Source organism: Anaerotruncus sp. 1XD42-93 (assembly GCF_009917605.1).
In the GTDB taxonomy this organism is placed as follows: domain Bacteria; phylum Bacillota; class Clostridia; order Oscillospirales; family Ruminococcaceae; genus Anaerotruncus.
Genome location: NZ_QZEG01000005.1, coordinates 12,743 through 35,454 on the forward strand (window position 1 = coordinate 12,743; position 22,712 = coordinate 35,454).

20 protein-coding genes are annotated in these 22,712 nt (G+C 57.4%); 13 read left to right on the forward strand and 7 right to left on the reverse strand.

Translation table 11 applies throughout. The features are described from left to right. Positions 1–99 precede the first annotated feature (99 nt). The 9 genes from D5269_RS03130 to D5269_RS03170 all read left to right on the forward strand — a co-directional run bounded on the left by D5269_RS03130 (position 100) and on the right by D5269_RS03170 (position 10,495). A complete protein-coding gene (locus tag D5269_RS03130) occupies positions 100–2,217 on the forward strand; it encodes a penicillin-binding transpeptidase domain-containing protein (RefSeq protein ID WP_120482644.1) in 2,118 nt (705 codons plus the stop codon). A gap of 42 nt (positions 2,218–2,259) precedes the next feature. After that, the gene (locus D5269_RS03135; RefSeq protein WP_120482642.1) at positions 2,260–2,982 is read left to right on the forward strand and encodes a P-loop NTPase; all 723 of its coding nucleotides are present in this window, start codon (positions 2,260–2,262) and stop codon (positions 2,980–2,982) included. A gap of 96 nt (positions 2,983–3,078) precedes the next feature. Further along, positions 3,079–3,489 carry a methylglyoxal synthase gene (gene mgsA, locus D5269_RS03140; RefSeq protein ID WP_016317657.1) on the forward strand — a complete coding sequence of 137 codons (411 nt, stop codon included), beginning with the start codon at positions 3,079–3,081 and terminating at the stop codon, positions 3,487–3,489. A gap of 503 nt (positions 3,490–3,992) precedes the next feature. After that, a complete protein-coding gene (gene hisS, locus D5269_RS03145) occupies positions 3,993–5,288 on the forward strand; it encodes a histidine--tRNA ligase (protein WP_120482638.1) in 1,296 nt (431 codons plus the stop codon). Positions 5,289–5,313: 25 nt separating this feature from the next. Continuing rightward, positions 5,314–7,095 (forward strand): aspartate--tRNA ligase, encoded by a 1,782-nt coding sequence (gene aspS, locus D5269_RS03150; RefSeq protein ID WP_016317659.1) that lies wholly within the window; start codon positions 5,314–5,316, stop codon positions 7,093–7,095. A gap of 9 nt (positions 7,096–7,104) precedes the next feature. Beyond that, on the forward strand, positions 7,105–8,328 hold the full coding sequence (locus D5269_RS03155; protein WP_016317660.1) for a class I SAM-dependent rRNA methyltransferase: 1,224 nt from the start codon (positions 7,105–7,107) through the stop codon (positions 8,326–8,328). Between the two features lie 274 nt (positions 8,329–8,602). Then, positions 8,603–9,031 (forward strand): 50S ribosomal protein L13, encoded by a 429-nt coding sequence (gene rplM / locus D5269_RS03160; protein WP_016317661.1) that lies wholly within the window; start codon positions 8,603–8,605, stop codon positions 9,029–9,031. Positions 9,032–9,048: 17 nt separating this feature from the next. Beyond that, entirely contained in the window at positions 9,049–9,447 is a 399-nt protein-coding gene (gene rpsI / locus D5269_RS03165; RefSeq protein WP_016317662.1) for a 30S ribosomal protein S9, read from the forward strand. A 328-nt stretch (positions 9,448–9,775) separates the two neighbouring features. Then, on the forward strand, positions 9,776–10,495 hold the full coding sequence (locus tag D5269_RS03170; protein WP_120482636.1) for a LytTR family DNA-binding domain-containing protein: 720 nt from the start codon (positions 9,776–9,778) through the stop codon (positions 10,493–10,495). Positions 10,496–10,529: 34 nt separating this feature from the next. Here the strand turns inward: D5269_RS03170 and D5269_RS03175 are convergent, their stop codons facing one another. Next, positions 10,530–11,897 (reverse strand): GHKL domain-containing protein, encoded by a 1,368-nt coding sequence (locus D5269_RS03175; protein WP_120482634.1) that lies wholly within the window; start codon positions 11,895–11,897, stop codon positions 10,530–10,532. A gap of 368 nt (positions 11,898–12,265) precedes the next feature. Between D5269_RS03175 and D5269_RS03180 the strand changes: the two genes are divergently transcribed. Together D5269_RS03180 and D5269_RS03185 are read left to right on the forward strand one after the other, a co-directional pair. Further along, positions 12,266–12,496: a hypothetical protein gene (locus D5269_RS03180; protein WP_016317463.1), complete on the forward strand. Its 231-nt coding sequence runs from the start codon at positions 12,266–12,268 to the stop codon at positions 12,494–12,496. 124 nt (positions 12,497–12,620) lie between these two features. Further along, a complete protein-coding gene (locus D5269_RS03185) occupies positions 12,621–13,061 on the forward strand; it encodes a transposase (protein WP_158604821.1) in 441 nt (146 codons plus the stop codon). 307 nt (positions 13,062–13,368) lie between these two features. Here the strand turns inward: D5269_RS03185 and D5269_RS03190 are convergent, their stop codons facing one another. The 4 genes from D5269_RS03190 to D5269_RS03205 all read right to left on the reverse strand — a co-directional run bounded on the left by D5269_RS03190 (position 13,369) and on the right by D5269_RS03205 (position 18,152). Then, complete coding sequence (locus tag D5269_RS03190) at positions 13,369–14,289, reverse strand: diacylglycerol kinase family protein (RefSeq protein ID WP_120482630.1); 921 nt, start codon at positions 14,287–14,289, stop codon at positions 13,369–13,371. A 1,000-nt stretch (positions 14,290–15,289) separates the two neighbouring features. Next, positions 15,290–15,955, reverse strand: a complete 666-nt coding sequence (locus D5269_RS03195; RefSeq protein WP_120482628.1) for a DUF6320 domain-containing protein — start codon at positions 15,953–15,955, stop codon at positions 15,290–15,292. 2 nt (positions 15,956–15,957) lie between these two features. Further along, positions 15,958–17,241, reverse strand: a complete 1,284-nt coding sequence (locus D5269_RS03200; RefSeq protein ID WP_016317459.1) for a hypothetical protein — start codon at positions 17,239–17,241, stop codon at positions 15,958–15,960. After that, a complete protein-coding gene (locus tag D5269_RS03205) occupies positions 17,238–18,152 on the reverse strand; it encodes an alpha/beta hydrolase (protein ID WP_120482626.1) in 915 nt (304 codons plus the stop codon). The genes D5269_RS03200 and D5269_RS03205 overlap by 4 nt, the downstream gene beginning before the upstream one ends. 619 nt (positions 18,153–18,771) lie before the next feature. Here D5269_RS03205 and D5269_RS03210 point away from each other — a divergent pair. Both D5269_RS03210 and D5269_RS03215 read left to right on the forward strand, forming a co-directional pair. Continuing rightward, positions 18,772–19,665, forward strand: coding sequence for a hypothetical protein (locus tag D5269_RS03210; protein ID WP_016317457.1), 894 nt, complete (start codon positions 18,772–18,774; stop codon positions 19,663–19,665). Positions 19,666–19,864: 199 nt separating this feature from the next. Beyond that, the gene (locus D5269_RS03215) at positions 19,865–21,169 is read left to right on the forward strand and encodes a patatin-like phospholipase family protein (protein ID WP_166545129.1); all 1,305 of its coding nucleotides are present in this window, start codon (positions 19,865–19,867) and stop codon (positions 21,167–21,169) included. A gap of 140 nt (positions 21,170–21,309) precedes the next feature. On the opposite strand, the gene D5269_RS03220 is transcribed toward D5269_RS03215, so the two are convergent. Further along, entirely contained in the window at positions 21,310–21,771 is a 462-nt protein-coding gene (locus tag D5269_RS03220; RefSeq protein ID WP_120482622.1) for a hypothetical protein, read from the reverse strand. 218 nt (positions 21,772–21,989) lie between these two features. Continuing rightward, positions 21,990–22,631 carry a hypothetical protein gene (locus D5269_RS03225; protein ID WP_120482620.1) on the reverse strand — a complete coding sequence of 214 codons (642 nt, stop codon included), beginning with the start codon at positions 22,629–22,631 and terminating at the stop codon, positions 21,990–21,992. Positions 22,632–22,712 lie beyond the last annotated feature (81 nt).

Genomic DNA, 22,712 nt, shown 5'->3' on the forward strand with positions numbered 1-22,712 from the left:
CATCCCAAGCCTGTTTCAAATCAAACGTTTCGTCCACCTTTTCAAAGGTGGTGGGGTCGAGGGGCAAAGCCCCCGCCGCCGGAAGAAAGGAAGTTGTCCATGCATCTGAAAGCGCGCACTGTCCGCCTTGCCATCCTTGGTGCGGCAGTTGTCCTGGTTTTGCTGCTCTATTCCCTGCGGCTGATGCAGGTGCAGGTGGTTGAAGGGGAGATGTATGCCCAGATGATCGACGAGGGATGGTCCTCCACCCAGACGATCAAGGCAGCGCGCGGGGAGATCATCGACCGGAACGGCCGTCCGCTGGCCATGAACACGATCGGGCGGGATGTGGTGATCGACCGCGCGTTCCTCGTCCCGGGCAGCACCAATGAGGTGGTGCTCAAGCTGATCCGGATCATGGAGGAAGCGGATGAAGGATGGATCGACAACCTGCCGCTGACCCGGCAGCCGCCGTTCCGCTTTTATGAGGGGGAAAGTTACGCACCCGCCATCTCGACCCTCAAACGTTCGCTGGGGCTGAACGAAAACGCTACCCCGGATGACGTAGTTTACTGGCTGAAAGACCGGTACGACCTGGAGGCGCATGGGAGCGAGGACAACCCTATCCCCTATACCGACGAGGAGTTCCGTAAAATTGCGGGGGTACGGTATGAGATGGAGCGGACCAACTTCAACTATAACAATCCGTACACCTTTGCCACCAATATCAAGATCGAGACGGTCCCCAAGATCAAGGAACGCAGCTTCGACATCCCTGGTGTCGATGTCAAGGAGAGCACAATCCGCCAGTATGTCAGCGGCGACGTGGCGCCGCATATTATCGGTCAGATTGGTAAAATCTATAAGGAGCAGTGGGACGAGGCGATCAAGGACGGGGCCGAGCTGGTCAATGGCGTGACCTATGCTGAAATCGGCGGGCGTAAATATGCGATGAACGATGTAATCGGCAACTCGGGCGCGGAGCAGGCGTTTGAATACTACCTCAAGGGGGAGGATGGCGAACGTCAGGTGCTGCTCAACGCACAAAACCAGGTGGTCGATGTGGTGGACACCAAGGAGGCAGTGCCGGGCAATACGGTAGTGCTGACGATCGACTCCCAGCTCCAGAAGGTGGCACAGGATTCCCTTGAGCGAAAGATTCTTTCGATGCAGGCGGACCTGATAACCTATCCCGAGGGAGAGGGCCACGAGGCAGACGCGGGTGCGGTTGCGGTGATCGACGTCAAAACCGGCGAACCGCTTGTGCTGGCGAGCTACCCGTCCTATAACCTGCAAAACTTCCAGAAGGACTATACCATGCTCGCGCAGTCCAAGCCTCCCCGCCTGCTCAACCGCGCGCTCGATGGGCAGTACACCCCTGGTTCGATTTTCAAACCCGTGGTCGCGCTTGCGGGACTGAATGAGGAGGTTATCACCTCGTCCAGCGAGGTTTACTGCGGGCAGATATACACCCGTTTCCGCGATTACCAGCCCCGCTGCCTGGACCTGCATGGCCATATCAATGTGATTGACGCGCTGCGCTGGTCCTGCAACATTTTTTTCTATGATACCGGCTGGGAACTGGGGATTGAGAAGATTGTCGAATATGCCAACCGGCTTGGCCTCGGACTACCAACTGGAATAGAACTTCAGGAATATACAGGACGTATATCCTCTCCGGAATTGAAAGCCCGGATTCATCAGCTGGGTGACCGGGACTGGCAGCCGGGTGACGTGCTTCAGACCTCGATCGGGCAGATGGACACCCTGCTTTCCCCCCTACAGCTCGCCAACTACGCGGCGACTTTGGCCAACAACGGCAAACGGATGGAGGTTTCGATTTTGAAGTCGGTGCGGTCGTACACTTTTGACAAGGTGGTCTATGAGCACGAGCCAAAAGTGGTCGAGACGATCGAAGCGGACGAGGCGTTCGACACCATCCGGGATGGGATGATCGCGGCTTCCCGGATCGGTACCGCGCGCAGCATCTTCGGGGAGGGGCTCTATGAACTCACTGTTGCCTCCAAGACCGGTACGCCCGAGACCGCTGCCTATCCAAACTCGACCTTCATCGCTTACGCGCCCGCCGAGGACCCGGAGATCGCAGTCTGTGTGATTATCGAGAAGGGCTGGCATGGTTACACCGGTGCGCCGGTCGCAAAAGATATTTTCGATGCTTATTTTTCGACAAAAGGCCGTTCGTCGGATGAGGTGAACTATGTGCGGCTGCTGCCGTAAAACACCGGTTGAGAGGAATTACAGTAGGAAGGAGGGAGCCGGATGGCAGAGGTGATCCTGATTACGTCCGGAAAGGGCGGGGTCGGCAAATCGGTGGTCTGCGGCTGCCTGGGTGCGGCGTTGGCTTCGCTCGAGAAGCAGGTGCTGCTGCTCGAGGCGTCCCGACGGTCGCTTGATGTGCTGTTTGGGGTACCGGATCAGGTGGTGTTTGACCTCTCGGATGCGGCGGGAGGCCGGTGCAGCCTGGATGACGCGCTGCTGCAACTGGGGGAGACCGGCCGGCTGCAGCTGATTTGTGCACCGGTTGGGGGCGCGGAGCCGCTTGGGCCTGCGCTTTGCGGTGAGCTGATCGACGCGCTGGACGCGCATTTTGATTTTGTACTGGTGGATATCGACGGGACCCGTCCCCAGGAGCTTTCTGCCTATGCGGAACCGGCTGACCGCGCGGTGATCGTCTCGACCCCGGATCAGGTCAGCGTCCGGGATGGGCGGGTCGTTTCCGACCTGCTTTACCGGTGTGGCCTGGAGGACATCCGGCTCTGTGTCAACCAGCTTACGGCGGACTTTGTCCGGCAGAGGCCGGTACCCGACCTCGATTGGATGATCGACCAGGTCTGCGCCCAGCTGATCGCGGTGGTGCCGTATGACAAAACACTGGCGCAGATAGCAATAACCCCTACTTTTTTGTCTAATACCTCTAAAAATGTGTTTTATAATTTTGCACAGAGAATCCTCGGCAACTATATTGATTTGTTGATTCAGTAGGTGCTATAATAAATTTGACACTACAGTAAGGTTGGCGTTTTAGTCAATTTTACCGTTTTGCACTGTACCAAAACCGGAAGAGGAGGTAATTCGCAAATGAACATTGCCCTGATCGCACATGATTCAAAAAAAGAACTGATGGTACAGTTCTGCATCGCTTATTGCGGCGTGTTCAGCAGGCACAGCATCTGCGCGACCGGTACCACTGGAAAGCTGGTCGGAGATGCAACAGGTCTGGAGGTGTTCCGGTTCCTCTCAGGCCGGCAGGGTGGGGACCAGCAGATCGCGTCCCGCATCTCCTGCAATGAAATCGACCTGCTGCTCTATTTTCGTGATCCGATCCGCTCCAACCCAGGAGAACCGGACGAAGCCGGACTGCTCAGACTCTGCGACGTACACAACATCCCTGTCGCAACCAACATCGCAACCGCTGAAGCACTGATCCATGCGCTCGAGCGCGGAGACCTCGATTGGCGCAACATCGTCAATCCCAGCAAGCGGTATTAGGGCTATCGGCAAGCAAGGCCCTGCCGGCAAAAATTCCAGACAGAAAAAGGCGTTCAAACAGGAAGAGTACCCGAGGGGGGGCGGACAGAGAGTGCGCGCATGGCTGAGACGCGCATACGCCGGATATCCCCGGGGAAGGACACCCGTCCAGCCCGCCGCAGAACGGCGCGTATCCCTGCGTTAAAGGGTCCGAAAGGGCTGTACCGGACCGGTATGGCCAAACAAGGGTGGCACCACGTGGAAACTCCTCGTCCCTGTATACGGCATCCGCTGTATCCTGAGACGGGGGTTTTTATATGGAACATGATTTTTCAGGATAACGCATACCGCTCGACCTCCGCGCCAAGAGCCGCATTCAGCGGTTGTTCTCCGAAACGCTTCGCTTGGCTCACAGTGCGGCGAGCGGCCAAAGGCCCTGCCTTTGGAAACCGCGATTTTTTGAAAAAAATCGAGTAAAACTTTTGGCTTTTTGATTTTTCAGTCCATAAGGAGGATTTTGACAAATGGCAATCATCACAAATGCGCCGCGTGGGACACAGGATGTCCTGCCGTCGCAGAGCTACAAATGGCAGTATATCGAACAGATGGCGCTGGACATTGCGCGTCTCCACGGGTTCCGGGAAATCCGGTTCCCGGTCTTCGAGCATACCGAGCTGTTCAACCGGTCGGTGGGGGATACCACCGATGTGGTACAGAAGGAGATGTATACCTTCGAGGACAAGGGAGGACGGTCGATTACCCTGCGCCCCGAAGGGACGGCGGGCGCGATGCGCGCGATCCTGCAAAACGGCCTGCTCAACGATGCGCTCCCGCTCAAGGCGAGCTATCTTATCAGCTGCTTCCGCTACGAGAAGCCGCAGGCGGGCCGGCTGCGGGAGTTCCATCAGTTTGGCGTCGAGATGGCGGGGGCGGGCTCCTACGCCGCAGATGCGCAGGTGATCGCGCTGGCCAAGGCAATTTTTGACGCGCTGGGGATCGAAGGGCTTGCACTCGAGCTGAACTCGATCGGCTGCCCGACCTGCCGCGCCGAGTACCACAAAGCGCTGCGGGAATACTTCGCCGCGCACAAGGACCAGCTCTGTGATACCTGCAAGGGGCGTCTGGAGAAAAACCCGATGCGGATTCTGGACTGCAAAAACCCCGCCTGCGCCGAGATTGCAAAGGGTGCGCCGGTGGTCCTCGACTACATCTGCGATGACTGCCGCGCCCATTTCGAGGGATTGAAAGGCAACCTTGATGCCATGGGCATCGCCTACACCGTCAACCCGACGATCGTACGCGGGCTGGACTACTACACCCGCACCGTTTTTGAGTTTGTCACAACCGGGATCGGCGCACAGGGAACCGTCTGCGGCGGTGGCCGGTACGACGGGCTGATCGAACTGCTGGGCGGACAGCCGACCCCGTCGGTCGGGTTCGCAATGGGCCTGGAACGGCTGCTCCTGGTCATGGAACAGCAGGGCTGCGGCTTTGCGCCCGAGCAGAAATGCACCATGTATATCGGCAGCATCGGGGACGCCGCACAGCAGAAAGCCGCCGGTTTGACTGCGGCCCTCCGGGAAGAGGGATTCTATGTCGAGTGCGACGCGGTGGGACGGTCGGTGAAAGCCCAGATGAAGTATGCGGACAAGCTCGGCGCGAAGTTTAGCTGCATCCTTGGGGACAACGAGATCGAGGCCGGAAAGGTACGGATCAAGCGGATGGATAAAGGTGAGATTACCGAAGTCGCCCTCGATCAGGAAGCGCTGGTGCAATACATCTACCATAACACAATTGATGAAATAGTAGAATACGAATAGGAAATAAAGTAAGGAGATATACAAAATGGATACAATGCAAGGGCTGAAACGGACCAAATACTGCGGAGAATTTACAGTAGATGACATCGGCAAACAGGCGGTAGCCTGCGGATGGGTACAGAAGGTGCATGACAAGGGGATGCTGGTTTTCATCGACCTGCGCGACCGCACTGGCATCCTACAGCTGGCGTTCGACGACCAGACCGATCCGGAGCTGCGCGCCAAGGCACAGACCCCGCGTGCGGAATTTGTGCTGATGGCAAAAGGCACCATCCGGCGGCGGGAGTCGGTCAACAAAAAGATCCCCACCGGCGAAATTGAACTTTATGTCGAGGACCTGCGGATTCTCGGCCGGAGCGCGACCCCGCCGTTTGAGATCACCGAGACCACCAGGGTCAATGAGGAACTGCGGCTGAAATACCGGTACCTCGACCTGCGGCGCGGCGAGATGCAGCGCACGATGCAGATGCGGCATAAGATTGTCAAACTGGCGCGCGACTACTACGATGAGAATGGGTTCCTCGAGATCGAAACCCCAATTCTGATTAAATCCACCCCCGAGGGCGCGCGGGACTACCTTGTCCCTTCCCGGGTACAGCCCGGCTCGTTCTATGCGCTCCCGCAGTCCCCGCAGCAGTATAAACAGCTTCTCATGCTTTCGGGCTACGACCGGTATATGCAGGTTGCGCGGTGCTTCCGCGACGAGGACCTGCGCGCCGACCGTCAGCCGGAATTTACCCAGATCGACCTGGAGATGTCGTTTGTGGATGAGGACGACGTGATGACGGTCAACGAAGGGTTCATGAAGCGGGTATTCCAGGAGGCGCTTGGGGTGGAGGTGCAGACCCCCTTCCAGCGGATGCCGTATCAGGAGGCGATGGACCGGTTCGGTTCGGATAAGCCGGACACCCGGTTCGGGCTGGAGCTGGTGGACCTCTCCGATCTGCTGCAAAACTGCGGGTTTAAGGTGTTCGCGGGCGCGCTCGGGACAGGAAGCGTCCGCGCGATCAACGTCAAGGGCGGTGCGGACAAACTCACCCGCAAGGAGATCGACAAGCTGGTGGAGTTTGTCAAAACCTACCGCGCCAAAGGGCTGGCCTACACCCGCTTGACCGCCGAGTCGGAGACCTCCTCCTACGAAAAATTCCTGAGTGAGGAGGAAAAACAGGCGATCCGGGCGCGGCTGGACGCACAGACGGGTGATGTGCTGCTGATTGTCGCCGATCCGGACAACCAGACGGTCTATGACAGCCTGGGCGCACTGCGGTGTGAGATTGCGGAGCGGCTGGGCCTGATCCCCAAAGGGGTGTTCCACTTCCTCTGGGTGACCGACTTCCCGCTCTTTGAGTACAGCGAGGAAGAGGGCCGTTATGCCGCGAAACACCATCCGTTCACCCATCCTGCGTTCGCCGACCTCGACAAGCTCGAGAGTGATCCCGGCGCCTGCAAGGCGCGGGCCTATGACATGGTGCTGAACGGCTGTGAAGTGGGCGGCGGCTCGATCCGGATCAATGACCCGGATTTGCAGGCGCGGATGTTCCGCGCGCTGGGCCTGGACGACGCGACGGTACAGGAACGGTTCGGCTTCCTGATTGAGGCGTTCCAGTACGGCGCACCGCCACACGGCGGCATGGCATACGGGCTGGACCGGCTGGTCATGCTGATGCTCGAAAAAGAGTCGATCCGCGACGTGATCGCCTTCCCGAAGGTCCAGAACGCCAGCGAACTGATGACCATGTGCCCGACGCCGGTTGACCAGAAGAGCCTGGACGAGCTTTCGATCTGTGTGGTTAAAAAGGACAAATAAGGAGAATCCATGAAGCAGACAAGAGTATTTGCCAAGGCCACTGTGACCGCGAAGGCCGAACGGAGCATCGAAAATGGCCATCCGTGGGTCTATGACACCGAGGTCGTCTCGGCGGAGAACGGCGTTGAAAATGGCGGGCTGGTCGATGTCGTCAGCATAAAAGGGAAATATCTGGGCACCGGGTTTCTCAGTGAGCGGTCCAAAATCCGCATCCGGCTGGTTTCCCGCAACGCAAACGACCGGTTTGACCGGGCGTTCTGGGAACGCCGCCTGCGCCATGCGTGGGAGTACCGTAAAACGGTCATGGGCGGCGACCTTGGATGCTGCCGCCTTATCTTCGGCGAAGCGGATTTTTTCCCCGGCCTGACTGTTGACCGGTTCTCGGATGTGCTGGTCACCCAGACCCTTTCGCTCGGGATCGAGCGGCTCAAAGAAACCCTCTTCCCGCTCCTGCTTGAGATTTTGCGGGAGGACGGGCAGCGTATCCGCGGCATCTACGAGCGCAATGACGTTGCGATCCGCGAGCTGGAGGGGCTGGAACAGGGTAAGGGCTGGTTTCAGGCTCCGGACGGGTTTTCCACTGCCCGCACCGAGATTGTGGAAAACGGGGTCTCCTATGCGGTGGATTTTGAGAACGGGCAGAAAACCGGTTTTTTTCTCGATCAGAAGTATAACCGGCAGGCGGTCGCCCGGATTGCAAACGGCAAACGGGTGCTCGACTGTTTTACCCACACCGGTTCGTTTGCGCTCAATGCAGCGCAGGGTGGGGCCGCGTTTGTCCGGGCGGTTGATATTTCAGAAAGTGCGGTCGCGCTTGCGGAGGAGAACGCCCGGACAAACGGATTGGAGGGTCGGATGTCGTTCACGGCTGCGAATGTGTTCGACCTGCTGCCTGCGCTCGCGTCCGATTCCGGGGAACGGTATGATTTCATCATCCTCGACCCGCCTGCATTCACCAAGTCCCGCAGGACGGTGGACGGCGCGTCCCGCGGTTACAAGGAGATCAACCTGCGCGCTATGAAGCTGCTCCCGCGCGGGGGCTATCTCGCAACCTGCTCCTGCTCCCACTTTATGACCGAGGAGCTGTTTCTGAAGATGCTCGGATCGGCAGCGCGGGATGCCTGTGTCAGCCTGCGGCAGATCGAGGCGCGCCAGCAGTCGCCCGACCACCCGATCCTGTGGAATGTCCCGGAAACGAATTACCTGAAATTTTATCTGTTCCAGGTGGTGTGAATCTGCCCCGCTCTATCAAAAACCAAAAGTTTCGTCCTCCTTTTCAAAGGCAGCGGGGACGAGGGGCAGGGCCTCCGCCGCTGTGGTTTCAAAAATGTGATTTTTATCCGGAGTATTCCGGCGTATTTGAGAGAAAAAGCGGGAAAATCGAAGCAGATGATTTCTAAATTAAATTTTTGCCCAAAAGGGGTTGACAGGCAGGTTTTGGCGGGGTATAATACGAAAGTCGTCTAATGGATTTTAGATAGTATTGAATGATTTTGGAGGAAACGGTATGTCTACTACAATGCCTAAAGTAGCTGAAATTACCCGTAAGTGGTATATTCTCGATGCTGCTGACAAGCCGCTGGGACGTACGGCAGCCACTGCCGCAATGATCCTGCGCGGAAAACATAAACCCGAGTTTGCACCTCACTGTGACTGCGGCGACCATGTGGTCATCGTCAATGTCGAGAAGGCGGTGCTCACCGGCAAAAAGCTCGATCAGAAAAAATACTACCACCACAGTGGTTGGGTCGGCGGCCTGAAAGAGGTCAAGTACAGCACCCTGATGAAGGAGAAGCCCGAAAAAGCAATGCTCCTCGCAGTCAAAGGGATGCTGCCCGATACCGTGATCGGACGCAAAGCGCTCACCAGATGCCGGGTCTTCCAGGGCGCCGAGCACAAACATGCCGCGCAGCAGCCGCAGGCATGGGAACTGTAAGGAAAGGGGTATTTTAAATGTACGAGTCCAAGCCTTATTTCTATGGCACCGGCAGAAGAAAACAGTCGGTTTCCCGCGTGCGCCTGTATCCCGGTACCGGTGCAATTACCATCAACGGTCGTGACATCGACGATTATTTCGGTCTCGAGACCCTGAAATTGATCGTCCGCCAGCCCCTCAATCTCACCGATACAATCGGCAAGTTTGATGTTGTCTGTACCGTTGCAGGCGGCGGTGTTTCGGGTCAGGCGGGTGCAATCCGCCATGGCATCTCCCGCGCCCTGCTCCAGAACGGCGAAGAGATGCGTCCTATCCTCAAAAAAGCCGGTTTCCTCACCCGCGATCCTCGTATGAAAGAGCGTAAGAAATACGGCCTCAAAGCCGCACGTCGTGCGCCTCAGTTCTCCAAACGCTGATTTTACAAACCCCCGAAGCTTGGCGTTTCGGGGGTTTTTCAACAGCACCTCATTTTTGCATCAAATCTGTGCCGGAAAGTATATTTTGGCAGCCGCACGACGTGCGGCTTTGTGGTGCCATGGCACCACAAAGAGCCCTGTCTGACTTTCATGGGTCAGCTCCGCCGCCCCAGCCTGACTTATATATTTGGATGAAAGCGGGTTGGTGTCTGGCGGTTGATTCATAGAGGAACCAGGTTACATAAGCCGACGGCATAGAGAAAAAGCGAGTAAAGCGATAGACGAAAAAACAGCTCTTTTGACCCTATTTTGAGAAGGGGGCAGATAGATGTACCATATCGTGATCGGGGATGATGATCCCCTGTTTTTAGAAGAAGTAGAACGACTTGTTTCTGCCTGCATGGACAGCGAAAGGCTGGAGTGTGGGAAGGACTATACAATCGACTGTTATTCAAGCGCTTCATCCATGATGAAAGCGCTTGGTGAGGACAAAGAGCGCTGTCAGCTCTGCCTGTTGGATGTGGAGTTCGGCAAGGACAATGGCTTGCAGCTGGCGGCGGCCCTGCGGGAGCAGACAGAAGAATTCAGCCTGATCTATATCACCAGCCACCGGGACTATGTGTTTCAGAGCTTTGACACCCGTCCGCTTCACTACCTTCTCAAACCTGTGGACAGGGGTAAGCTGGAATCGCTCATCCGGGACGACTACCGACGCCGGTATCTAGGCGAGAAACTCTATCTCAAGGCCGGCGGCAAACATATGGCGGTTGCCTACCAAGATATCTATGCGGTGGAAGCAGCCCAGCATCGCGTTTTCCTCCATCTGCGGGAACGTACGGTGGAATGGGGCGGTTCTCTCTCGGCGCTGGCCCCAGAACTGCCGGTCCGGTATTTTTGCCGATGCCATAACAGCTATTTTGTAAATTTCAGCCATATGACCGAGATGGTGCGTTATGAGGCGCGGCTGGAAAACGGGGAGATCATCCCTGTAAGCAAACGGCTTTACAAGTCCGCTATAGAACAGTTCATTGCATTTCTCAAAAACTAACCGCCTTCTTTCCAGTCGGGAAGAAGGCGGTTTTCTATAGCTGTTTTGGCATCAGCAGGGCGGTTCGGGCGACAAAAACACCGTCCCCCGCCTCAGCCTGTAGTTCACTCTGGTAACGGCGGGCGATATTCTCCATGATTTTCAGGCCGTAACCATGTCCCGCACCCTTGTGAGAGCGGAAGCGCCCGCCCTCCTTATCCGGCTCCGGGATATGTGCAAAGGTGTTTTGTCCTTCGATGAACAGATAGCTTCCCCGGATATGCATGGTGATTTCCACCCATTTCGGCTGTCCCGGTGGGATAAGAGAGGCAGCGTCGAGGGCGTTGTCCAGAAGATTCATCAGAAAGGCAGACAAATCCTCGTCGGGAAAGGGCAGTGAGTCAGGCAGATCAATATGGAGACGCAGTTCCACTTCCGCAGACCTGGCCCGTTCGATTCCCCGGGTCAGGATGGCATTGATAATAGGATGGTTGGATATCTTCAAGGGAACAATCTCCCCGGTCTGCCGGGTGAGGCGCGACAGATACTCGTCCAGCCTTTTATAATCCCCTCTCTGGCTCAGTGTTTGCAGGATGCCCAGATTGCCCAAAATATCATGGCGGGCTTGTGCCAGCGCCGAGCTGCTTTCCTGTAGGATGCGCAGGTTTTCCCAGGCGAGCCGGTTTCGTGTTTCAAGCAGCTCCAGCTCCCCTTGGGCCTGGGCTTCCGTCATCTGCCGCCAGAGGGAACGCAGGACTGTTAGATAGGTCAAGGGCATGAGGATCAGCACCAGAACAATGCGGATGAGCCCTTCAGGACCGGGCATGGGCCGCCCCACCGGCACCGAGGTGACCATAATCAAAAGATAATAGGTTGCACCAATGACGGCAAAAAGCCACCATCCTTGGGTCAGCCTGCGCTGAAGCTGGAGATAGGGCTGGCGCAGATACCGCCAAAACAGAAGCTCCACCATAGGGAAGGCGATCAGCCGGGTGATCAGCATCACCAGATAGGTGTCACCCGCCATTCGGTCAAGAAAATTTGTGATCTGCAGAATCCAGAAGCATAAAGTGTCGGACAGGCAGAACAGAAAGAAAAAACGGCCATCCCGGTATTTGGAGAGCCAAAAAAACAGCAGCAGGGTCGGGATGGTACAGGTGAAAAAGGCAGCACGCATGATGATGCCCGATCCCTGCCAGAACATGGTCATCACATTGACTACCAGCAAAACACCCGCTCCGGCGAACCCCGCGGTCAACGTCACCGGCCAGGGAAAGCTCGGCTCGAACAGAAGGAGAAAGAACACGATGATATGAAACATGGACCAGAGAAAGGAAATATCCCGCAGCACCGTCATGGTACATACCTTCTTCCCACTTTTAGAATCGAAACACGGATAAAGAATCATGCTGATTCTTTTCAAGCCCGCAGCACCCTCTGCGGTAGGCTGCTGTGAGCAGCATTGGTATCAAGCATAGCCTGCCGTTAAAAACAAGTGCCTGTGGTTCCTTCCATAGTTTACTGGAAAAAGAGATGGGCTGTCAAGCCGGAGGAATTTCCATTTGGTCGGCTTTTTCGCCCAGTTAGGAAAATCCTCTTGTTCGTCGACTTTTTTTTCGGTAGAGTAAAAATGCGGGATGTCAGGATGAGTGGGAAGGGGGCATGTGTGGAACTATGCAGGCAGAAAATTACCCGCAGCAACGGTCCAACCGTTCCCCTCGGGCGGTAAAACACTCCAGAACTGCGCCGCTCCCATCCTGACAGGATGGGACATCAAAAAGGAGGGAGAATGTGAAAAGGGAAAGGAAGTGGATCACGACAGTGGAACTGGTCATTGTGCTCCTGGCAACGGTCGCTGTCTTCGTGTGGGGAAAACGGGCCACCATGACAGAACGGGGCTACGCAGCCTGCGGCGGAGAATATTCGCTTCTTCTGCTCCCAGTCCTCTATTACATCTGGAAGCAGGTCCTGATTGACTGGATCACGGAGCTTCGGTATTTGTGGAGGGACAAAAAGGTATGAGAGGACCTTATACGGGCGGATCAAAGAGCGATACAGATCCGAAGGAAACAGGCGTGAGACGCACTCTGATAGGGCAGCTGGAAAAGGCCGCTGTCCGAAAGCAATGAATTCATGGGTGATGGAAATGGAAGAAAAGAAAACAGAAAAAGCATGGGTCATATCGGATGAACTATGGGAGGAAATCAGGGCGTATATCCCGGAAAGGCAGCGGGACCCGAACAAACAGTACAGGAATGCGCCCGGGCAGGGCCGTCCCGGGCTGCCGGCAAGGCAGGTGCTGGAGGGGATATTCTATGTGCTGCGGACCGGCTGCCGGTGGAAAGCGGTCCCGCGGGAGTATGGGTGCGGCAGCAGCATCCACCGGTATTTCCAGGAGTGGCTGGGAGCGGGCTTTTTTGATCAGATCTGGAAATTAGATGTGGAAAAATACGATGAGTTGGAAGGGATCAGCTGGGAATGGAAAAGTGTCGGCGGAAGCTCGGTCAGGGTGCCGGTGAGGCAGGAGCTGGTGGGGCAGATGCTCATCGGCCACAGGAAAGAGGAACGGCAGGGCCAGGGGCTATAGACGATATTCCCCTGTTTGCAGCCGTTGAGAGACCAGCAATCCCCCGCCCCGGAAAAGAGGGCAGGAAAGGAAAACACCCCCTGGTCTGTTAAAAACCAGTCGATTTGGACCGCAGGTGCACCTCCGAAGTATACGATGCATACCTGTTGGTACAGCCTTTGCAGATCGCTGCTCCTTCAGCGCTGCTTTTAACAGAAGAACACCCCGGGAAACGCGCTCCCAGGGGTGTTTTTTCATTTGTGTAAGCCGCCGCAAAAGTTAGCGAAAGAAAGCCAGACCGACTATACAGAATCGCTCAGAACCGGTTTTACGGGTTCGCCTGCCCCTGTTTGGCAGGCACTGGTTTCGGACGCAGCACCCGGATCGCCTGATGGCAGTTGCGCACCTCGACCGACCGCAGGCTCCCGCCGTACTCGCCGTCGAGCGTCCAGGGGACCTCTTCCTCCGCTTCGCAGAGCAGGTGCGATGTGCGCAGGCTTACCAGATACTCCGAGTCCAGTTCCTGCTGGAGGATCGCCCGGATCAGTGACCGGGTCTGGGTCAGGTCCTCGGGGCTGCGCACCAGCAGCACCTCAAGCAGCCCGTCATTCATCGAGATGGCGAAGTCCTCATGCAGACGGAATCCTCCAACCGAAATTGCGTTGCTCACCATCCCAAAGAGGAAGTCCCCTTCGACCTGCCCGCCGTCGTGGGTGATGGACATCCGATAGGTCTTGATCGTTGGAAGCCGCCGGATTCCCTCAAGGATATAAGCTGCGCGGCCCAGCCTGCACTTGGATTCCTGCGGGGTCTGGTAGGACACATCGGTAAACGCCCCGAACGCGGCGATATAGCTGAAATACCGGTCGCCAAAGCGCCCCACATCACAGGGGAAAGGGATCCCCTCGACGATCGCCTGCGACGCTTCCCGGATGTTTTTGGAAAGCCCCAGGCTGTACGCAAAGTCGTTGACCGTCCCCGCCGGGATGTATCCCAGCAGCGGCCGCGGATCACATTGCATCAGGCCCGACACCGTTTCGTTCAATGTCCCGTCCCCGCCGCAGCAGACCACCAGTTCAAATTCATTTGCCCGCGCTTCCAGCAGCTCCGGGATCTCCAATGGCCGCTGGGTCGTACGAACGGTCGGTTCCCATCCCGCTTTCACAAACAGGTCGATCGCTTCTAGGGCCCGGGTCTTGATCTCCGCGCGCCCCGCGTGCGGGTTGATTAAAAAAAGCAGTTTTCTCATTGAAATCCCTTCTCCTTTCAGGCAGATATTGTTTTTAAAACGGGCCTTTTCCCAAAACGAAAGTTTTACTCAATTTTTTCCAAAAAATCGCGGTTTCCAAAGGCAGTGAGGCAACGGAAGTTTGGGTTCCAGCCCAAACTTCCGGGGCGCAAGCGCCCTTCTTCGGGAGTCTTCTCGGGCTTTCAGCCCGGACTGCGAGCCGCAGCGAGCGTTTCGAGGCCAACCGCCGCAGGCGGCTCTTAGGCCGAGATCGCGCAAAGCGCGACGCCCCCTCAGTTTGCCTTACGGGCGAGGGGTCGGCGACCCCTCCCCGTAGGCCCCTCCCTTCCGGGCTGGGCGCCGCTTTTTTCCAAAATTAAAGTTTTACTCGATTTTTTCCAAAAAATCGCGGTTTCCAAAGGCAGTGAGGCAACGGAAGTTTGGGTTCCAGCCCAAACTTCCGGGGCGCAAGCGCCCTTCTTCGGGGGTCTTCTCGGGCTTTCAGCCCGAAGCGCGCAAAGCGCGACGCCCCCTCAGTTTGCCTTACGGGCGAGGGGTCGGCGACCCCTCCCCGTAGGCCCCTCCCTTCCGGGCTGGGCGCCGCTTTTTTCCAAAATTAAAGTTTTACTCGATTTTTTCCAAAAAATCGCGGTTTCCAAAGGCAGTGAGGCAACGGAAGTTTGGGTTCCAGCCCAAACTTCCGGGACGCAAGCGCCCTTCTTCGGGGGTCTTCTCGGACCTACGGTCCGAAGCGCGGCATCCGCCGCGACGCCCCCTCAGTTTGCCTTGCGGGCGAGGGGTCAGCGACCCCTCCCCGTAGGCCCCTCCCTTCCGGGCTGGGCGCCGCTTTTTTCCAAAATTAAAGTTTTACTCGATTTTTTCCAAAAAATCGCGGTTTCCAAAGGCAGAGCCTTTGGTCGCTCATCGCAATGAGCGAAATACTTTATCCTGCGAAGCGGCAAGAGGGGGCTTTTTGTAAGAGAAAAAGCCCCCTTGCATAAACAAAATACCGAACAGGTTCTCACATATGCAGGCGTTTTTGCAGCTCGGCCTGGGTTTTGCGTCCGGCGAACGAGAAGAGCGCGGTGAACGAGAGGACGCTGGCCACGATACAGATGACCGAAGGATAGCTGACCTTGGCCCAGCCGAAGAGGATGAAGGCGAGCGGGATAATCCCGAACAGGCCATCCAGAATCATATAGACGAGGAAATCCTCGCTTTTCATATGCAGGATCCTGGCAAGCAGGAGAAGACAGAGCATGGCGATGACGCAGAACCCGGGGATGGCATAGGTGACCGACCAGCCGCGCCAACGGGTGAGGAAATCCCAGAGCAGGGAGATCATCGAGAGCCAGAACACCTGCCACAGGATATTTTTGGGCAGATTATGGCGGCGGCGAACCGCGCTTGAAACGCTGACCCACATACATCCGATGCCTGCGAGGACGAGTACCGACCACCATCTGTGGGGGGTGAAGAGGAAGTTGCAGGCCACGCAGATCACGCCGGCGGCAATCGAGAGGAAGATGAAAATACGGATCACCAGATGGTGCTGCCGGTAGACGGTAGGCACCACCGGGAACACCTCGGCCTGCGGGTCACCGCCGGGCGGAAGCTGCCCCTGACAGAGCGGGCATCGCCGCCGGTCACCCGGAACCTCCACCCGGCATTTGTCACAATATGGCATGGTTACTCCTCCTCCGGCTGGTTGGAATGGATGGTCAGCCCGACCCCGAGGTCCCCGAGCGACCGGAAAAACCGCTTATACAGATCAGCACTCACCAGAGGCGAGGTACAGCTCACCATCATCCGGTCCCCGAACGAGCAGGCACAGACCTGCAGCCGGTTGGTGCTGTTAAACACATCGAACAGTCGGATATACTGATGCAGTTCGGCAGGCATCTCCACCCGGCCAAGGTTGGAGAGTGCGCCTGTCACCCCGCGTTTGGACACCCGGTCCGCGATCCGCAGGCTCAAGTCCTTGAAGGCCAGCGGCACCAGCCGGGTCAGCATATTGTGTTCAAGCGCCGAGAGCTGCTGCATCCGTCCGGCCAGACGTTCCGGTGTCAGTTCGGCAGACATCTCGGAGGTCAGGACCTTCAGCACCTCTTCGAAATCCGCATCCGGGCGGTCGAACCGGTAACTCAGGTTCACAATCCCGAAAAAATTCCGCGCCGATTCGGACGAAAAATATTTGCGCAGATTGACCGGGATGGTCAGCACGACCGGTCTGCGCCGCTCCCGGACGGTCATCTCTTCATTGACCGCGCAGAACAGCAGTCCCGCGAGCAGTCCGGTGACCGTTACCCCGCGCGCCCGCGCGCAACCGACCACCTCTTTGGCCGAACATTCCGCCTCGAGCACCCGCAGCCGGTATTCGGGCAGGCGTGCGCCGGTCAGATGATGGGCGCGCACCGGTCTGGGCGGAACCGCCGGCCCGGCAGACGCCGCGTGGTCGCCGTAGTACCGCCGGAAGCTGTCGTCCGAAGCCTGCCCGGTCGATGCGTCGTAATCAAAAGGGGGAAGCCCGTCTGGGAATGCTTGCCGATGCCGGATGGTCAGGTAATGGTAGACAAGCATCCGCAAAAACTGCAAGGCGCCGGTTCCATCGGTAAGCGCGTGGTAAACCTCAAATCCGATCCGCCGCCGGTAGTAGAACACCCGGAACAGCAGCCCCCGCCGGGCGGGATCGTAGAGCGGCGCACAGGGGGGCAGATGCTCCTCCTCGACCTGTGCCTGAAGGCTGGAGCTGTCCAGATAGTACCAGAACAGCCCGCGCCGCAGCACCGAGCGCAGATGCGGGAACGATTCAAGGGTCAGATCCAGTGCGGCTTGCAGCGCCTCCGGTTCGACCTGCTCGTACAGCTCGCAGGAAAACCGGAACACTTTGGGGTCGGAGCGGCTGCTGGTGGGCGGGAAAATCTTCGCCGCATTGTCAAGGCGGCTCCACCCGGTGGCTTTCCGTCCGCTCATACCCGTTCCTCCCGCTCCCGCAGAAATGCATTGATCCATTCATAGATGCGCCCCACCTGCGCAAACTGCGGCGGCAGCGCCAGAAAACCATGCAGGGCGTCCGGCATCCGGCGGCAGACCACGTCGCCCCCTGCCTCCGCCAGGCGTGCCGCATATTCCTCCCCCTCGTCCCGCAGGGGGTCATACTGCGCGGTAACCACCAGCGTTTCGGGCAGGCCGGTGAAATCCTCGGCCAGCAGCGGCGCAAAGTATGGGTTTTGCAGGTCGGCTGCGCTGCCGCGGTAAAGCTCCATATAGTCACAGATCCGCCGGGAAGTCAGCAGGTAATCGGTGCCGTTCTCGGTCACCGACCGGAAGGGGGAAGCGGGGGTATGGTCGTTCCAGGTGGCCGGGTAAATCAGGATCTGCCGGGCAGGGAGGAATTCCCCGCGGTCCCGCGCCATCAGGGACACAGCCGCCGCGAGATTGCCGCCCGCGCTGTCACCGATCAGTGTAATCCGCCGGGCGCTCACCCCGAACAGGCTCGCGTCCAGACAGACCTCCCTCGCAACCGCGTAACAGTCCTCGAGCCCTTGTGGGAACCGGTGCTCGGGTGCGAGGCGGTAGTCAACCGAGACCACCAGATGCCCGGTCGCCTCTGCCATCTGGCAGCAGATTTTGTTATAACTGTCGATGTTGCCGGTCACCCAGCCGCCGCCATGGAAGAAAAGCAGGATTCGGTCGTCAGCCCCGTTTCCCGATGCGAACAGCCGTACCGGCACTTCATGATCCCCGCATTGGACGGTGTGGTCCCATGTCTCGTAGGCTGCACCGATTTTTTTGCCCACCGCGGTGTCAATCTGCCGCTTGAGCGGGTAACTTTTTCGAATATCAATATCTGGATAGGACAGCGCTTTGAGCGCCGCCCGCATGGCTTTGCTGATTGCGATGGAAATCCTCTCCTGTCTCTGGTAAAAACGGTCGATATGATGTATAATAGATGTGACCTGTATAGGATGTGATATTGGACGCATGGTACTGCCTGTCTTTGCGCGCCGCGGCGGATGCTGCGCTTCGCGCGGGGATCGTGCAGAGTGCGGTGCCAGAGAGAGGATATGCCCCCTCTGGCGGAACTCCTTTTCCAGGTGCTTTGTCTTTTTTCTCAAAGCTGCGTGCCTCGGATATTGAGGGCAAAACAGGGCGCAAGCCAACCTTGCCGCTTTTTGTCTCTCTTTTTGCGATGCCAAAAGAGAGACGCCTGTGCGGATATGGGCGTTTCGTACCGCTTGGAGTACATCTTATAAACGGATGATACCACAATCGCAAAACGATGTGGCATCATTGGCCATCGGGACGGGAGCAGTCTCTGGCTGCGCATCGTCCTGATCATAGCTATTATACCATAGAGTGATGGGAAATAAATGAACTTGAAGTTAAACCGCAAAAAATCCGCAAAAATTCTGCACTGCTTACATATAAATTCAGATGAAACAACGTTTCTCTGTCCGGATGGTGTGGGAGAAACGATGTATATACGGGAGGTATCATGCCATGCAACAAAAAGGAAAGCCCGCGTCCCCGGGTAAGGGGTACAGGCATCTGCTCCCGCTTTTACTGGCGGGAATGCTGTCTCTGCCACCGCTGGCTGTATATGCGGTGGAAGGGGAGGCAGGCTATTGGGAGCGGATTGCCCATGTGATCGCCGCGATGGACAATGGAGGCGGGAACGAGGTGCTCACCCAGATTGAGCCGGGGGAAGGGATTCCGGCGGAAATTCTGCGGGTCCTCCAGAGCCGGGATGTCACACTTGTCGTCCTCTGTGACGGGAAACGCCTTCGGATCAACGGGCAGCAGATGTATCCGGTTTCGGACAGCCAGGACTCCTATTCCTGGGACGACCTTTCCGCCATCTATGCAACTCCTCCTGGACCGGGTGAAGCCTCGTCCGAGCCCCCGCTCGAGCCATCCGAGATGGAGTCCAGCCCGGATGCGTCGGAGTCCGCTTCCGCCGAAGCAATCCTCTCCCATGAGCTGCCCCCGCGCGAGGGCCAGACCCCCATTCTCATTGCGGCGGAACCGTCTGAACAGGACAGTACTTCCGACACGGCCTCCGAACCTTCTGGGCAGGAGGAATATCTCCCGGTTTCGGCCCGCACCGAGGTCCATCGCCCGGTTTATCCGTTGTTGATCGCTGGCGGGGTGATCCTGGTTGCGGCGGCGGGCGGCGGCGCTGCGATCTACTTCGGCATCCTGCGTGACCGGCTTCGCAAAAAACAGGACGAATCCTCGGAAGAATCCGGGGAAGACGGAGCGGACGAGGAGGACGGAAAAGACAAGAAGGATCAAGAGACGAAAGATGGGGAGGACAAGGGCGAAAAGGCCGCCCCTTCGAGCGAACCGGCGCTGAAGCCGGCAGCAGAGGAAGCGACCGTCGGAAAATCGTAACCAACTGTTTTGTCCCCCTTCTTTTCAACGATGACAGTTTCCGCTCTGGGGCGCTGTTTGATGCCGGCTGGATAGATGGACAGCCGCCGTATTGCTGCCGGTTGCGGAGGAGCGGCTTTTGACAGGCCCCCCCTTGCAAAGGATACGGGCCAGAGGCTTTGTCTCGGGATCGGAGGCGTACTGTTTACATAAAAAGGAGGTGGCGGAACTGGAAAAGACCGCACTGGTGTTGGCGGGCGGCGGGAGCCGTGGCGCATATGAAATCGGGGTGTGGCGGGCACTCACCGAACTGGACGAGCGGTTCCAGATGGTTACCGGAAGCTCGGTTGGCGCGATCAACGGGGCGGTCGTGGCACAGGGGGAGTTCGAGCTTGCGGAACGGATGTGGAAGGAGCTGGAAACCTCCCGGGTTTTTGACCTGCCGCTTGATGAAACGCTGCCGCAAAAGCAAAAGCGGCGTGCAGCTATGCGGCTGTTCGGGCTGGCTGCGGTGCGGGAGGGTGGCGCAGGTACCGGTGCGCTGGCGGGCCTGCTGGCGCAGTATCTGGACGAAGAGAAGGTCCGGCAGTCCCCGATCGACTTCGGGGTGATCGCAGTCGAGCTTGGAAGCATGAAACCGGTCTACCGCTGGAAGGATGAGATTCCGTCCGGCAGGCTCGCGGACTATCTGATCGCATCTTCTTCCCTTTTTCCGGCAATACGCCCGCACGAGATTGACGGGAAAAAATATATCGACGGTGGGTTCGGGGATAATATGCCGGTGCGTATGGCGGCAGAGCGGGGGGCCCGACGGATTATCGCGGTCAATATGGATGCGCCGGGCATCCTGCACGATGACCTTCCCGATGATTGCGAATTGCGGATCATCCGCCCCTATTGGGATTTGGGGGCGCTGCTGGTCTTTGACCCGCATTCGGCGCGGCAGAACCTGCGGCTGGGCTATCTGGACACAATGCGTTCCTACGGGGTGTTCGACGGACATGCCTATACATTTGTCAAAGGGACCATTTCGGACGAGATGCAGCGATACTACGGGCAGTTTTATGCCCGCATGGACCTGCTGGGGTTTCGCAATGTGCGGCGTAGGTTCCTACAGTCGGCGGCCTATGCGGCGGTGACCCGGCAGGTTTACCGGCGCAGCTCCCGTAAGACCCCGGTGCGGGCATTCGCCCTCGACGGGATCGAGTCTGCCGCCGAGCTGCTCGGCCTCAATCCATGCGTCCTCTATTCCGCCGACAGGCTGCATGAACGGCTTTCCGAAGCAGTGCAGGCGGTCGAGCTGCCTGCGTCCCTGTCCGGGGAAGGGGGGGCCGTCCCATTGGGGCTTTCCGCGCTCGCTGATGCACTCCGGCTGGCAGGCCGCCCCTGCCGACTGCGGTTTCTCGCCCGCACCATCCGGTCTGCGCTCGACCGCGCCGAGCCGGTCAGCCTGCTGCCGGTTGCCGCGCTCCTTCCCGGGGAGTTTTCGGCTGCGCTCTACCTGGCTTTTTCCCGCATCCTGTAGAACGTGTCAAGGGGTATGCCTGGCTGGCGGCAGGCATACCCCTCTTTTTTACACATGTCCCCAATGAGCAGGCGGAATCGTTTTGAAGAAAAAATTGCCGGAAAAGCGCCAATAACACTTTTCCGGCAAAGGGAAGAAGTTCAACAGGGATCGATCGCGAGACAGGTGAGAAAGCCATATGCTTGAAGTCCGAATGTACAGCAGTAGCCGTCGATGTGGTCAACCAGCCAGACAAAGGTTCCGAATGAAAATGGACGGCTGTAGGCGAGCGGTTTTGGAAGCAGGCGCACCGGCCCGACAAAGTTGGCGACAAGCCCCAGATAACAGTAGGCGGTGGCCAACAGGATCACCAGCAGGGCGACCCGCAGAACGGCTGGGCACGCCGGCAGCTGCAATCCGCAAAAGAGCCGGGCAAACAGGAGCAGAGCAAGCGTCCCGCAGACAACGGAAAACGGGAAAAAATAGAATTTGAAATATTCCTTCCATACAACCTGTTCCGTTGGGAGCGGGTCTAACCTCAGGTAAGCGAGGAAAAAGAAAACAGGGATACCCATAAAAAGAAGGAACAGGCAAAACCTGACCTGCGACCAAAGCGGTTTCATTTTCATAGCCCCCTCTCTTCCGAGCCGGATGCCGCTTTTTCCCAGAACTAAAGTTTTACTCAATTTTTTTCAAAAAATTGCAGTTTCCAAAGGCAGAGCCTTTGGCCGCGCTCCGCAGAGCGCGGAACGCTTTGTCCTGTGAAGCGCATTTTTGGGGTGAATTGCCGCGAAGCGGCAAGAGGGGGCTTTTTGCAAGAGAAAAAGCCCCCTTGACCGGATCAGTCCGCGGACAGCTGGTTGATGATGTGCAGCAGGGAGCGGGTATCGTCAATCCAGCGGGTAAACCGCTCCTCCGCATCCAGCGATGAGCTGCCGGTTTGCTTCATCCAGTCGAGGCTGTATTTGCCGAACGCAATTCGCTCCGCGAGATACCCGGCGATGTCCTCAGGTTTCCATTGTGAAAGTTTTGATACAGGGGATTCTTCGTCAATATATACGTTAAAATACCACGGCGGACTCCCTAGAAGAGGGACTGAAACCGCACTTACTGTTGCATGTTCCGGAATCGTTCCTATATCGACGAGATCGGCAAGGAGCGCGTCGAACTCTTCTCGCGAAAGGTTATTCAAATCGTATTTGTCCCGCAGAAAGATTTTTTGCGCTTCGGTCAGCTCATTTTTTTCCGAGACGGCTGTCCTTGAGGAAGCGCGAAGCTGCGCATAGAGCGTCTGTGGTGCTGGGGACGGAAGATCAGATGCAACAGCAGAACCACTGGACACAGCGGTTTCCGAGGGAGATGCACTGGCGGCAGAGCGCAGCATCGCGGCAGGAAAACCCAAAGAATCCACCTGCCTGCTGCGGCTTTTAAGGTTTGTGGTTGTTTGCTGGCGGGCAATGGACGAAAGACTGGCAGGGACCAAGAAAAAGACCTCCTTCTTTAATCTACACGAACAAGGCTTTCCCAGATCGGTGAAAAAGCCTCGTTCGTATCCAATAGCAAT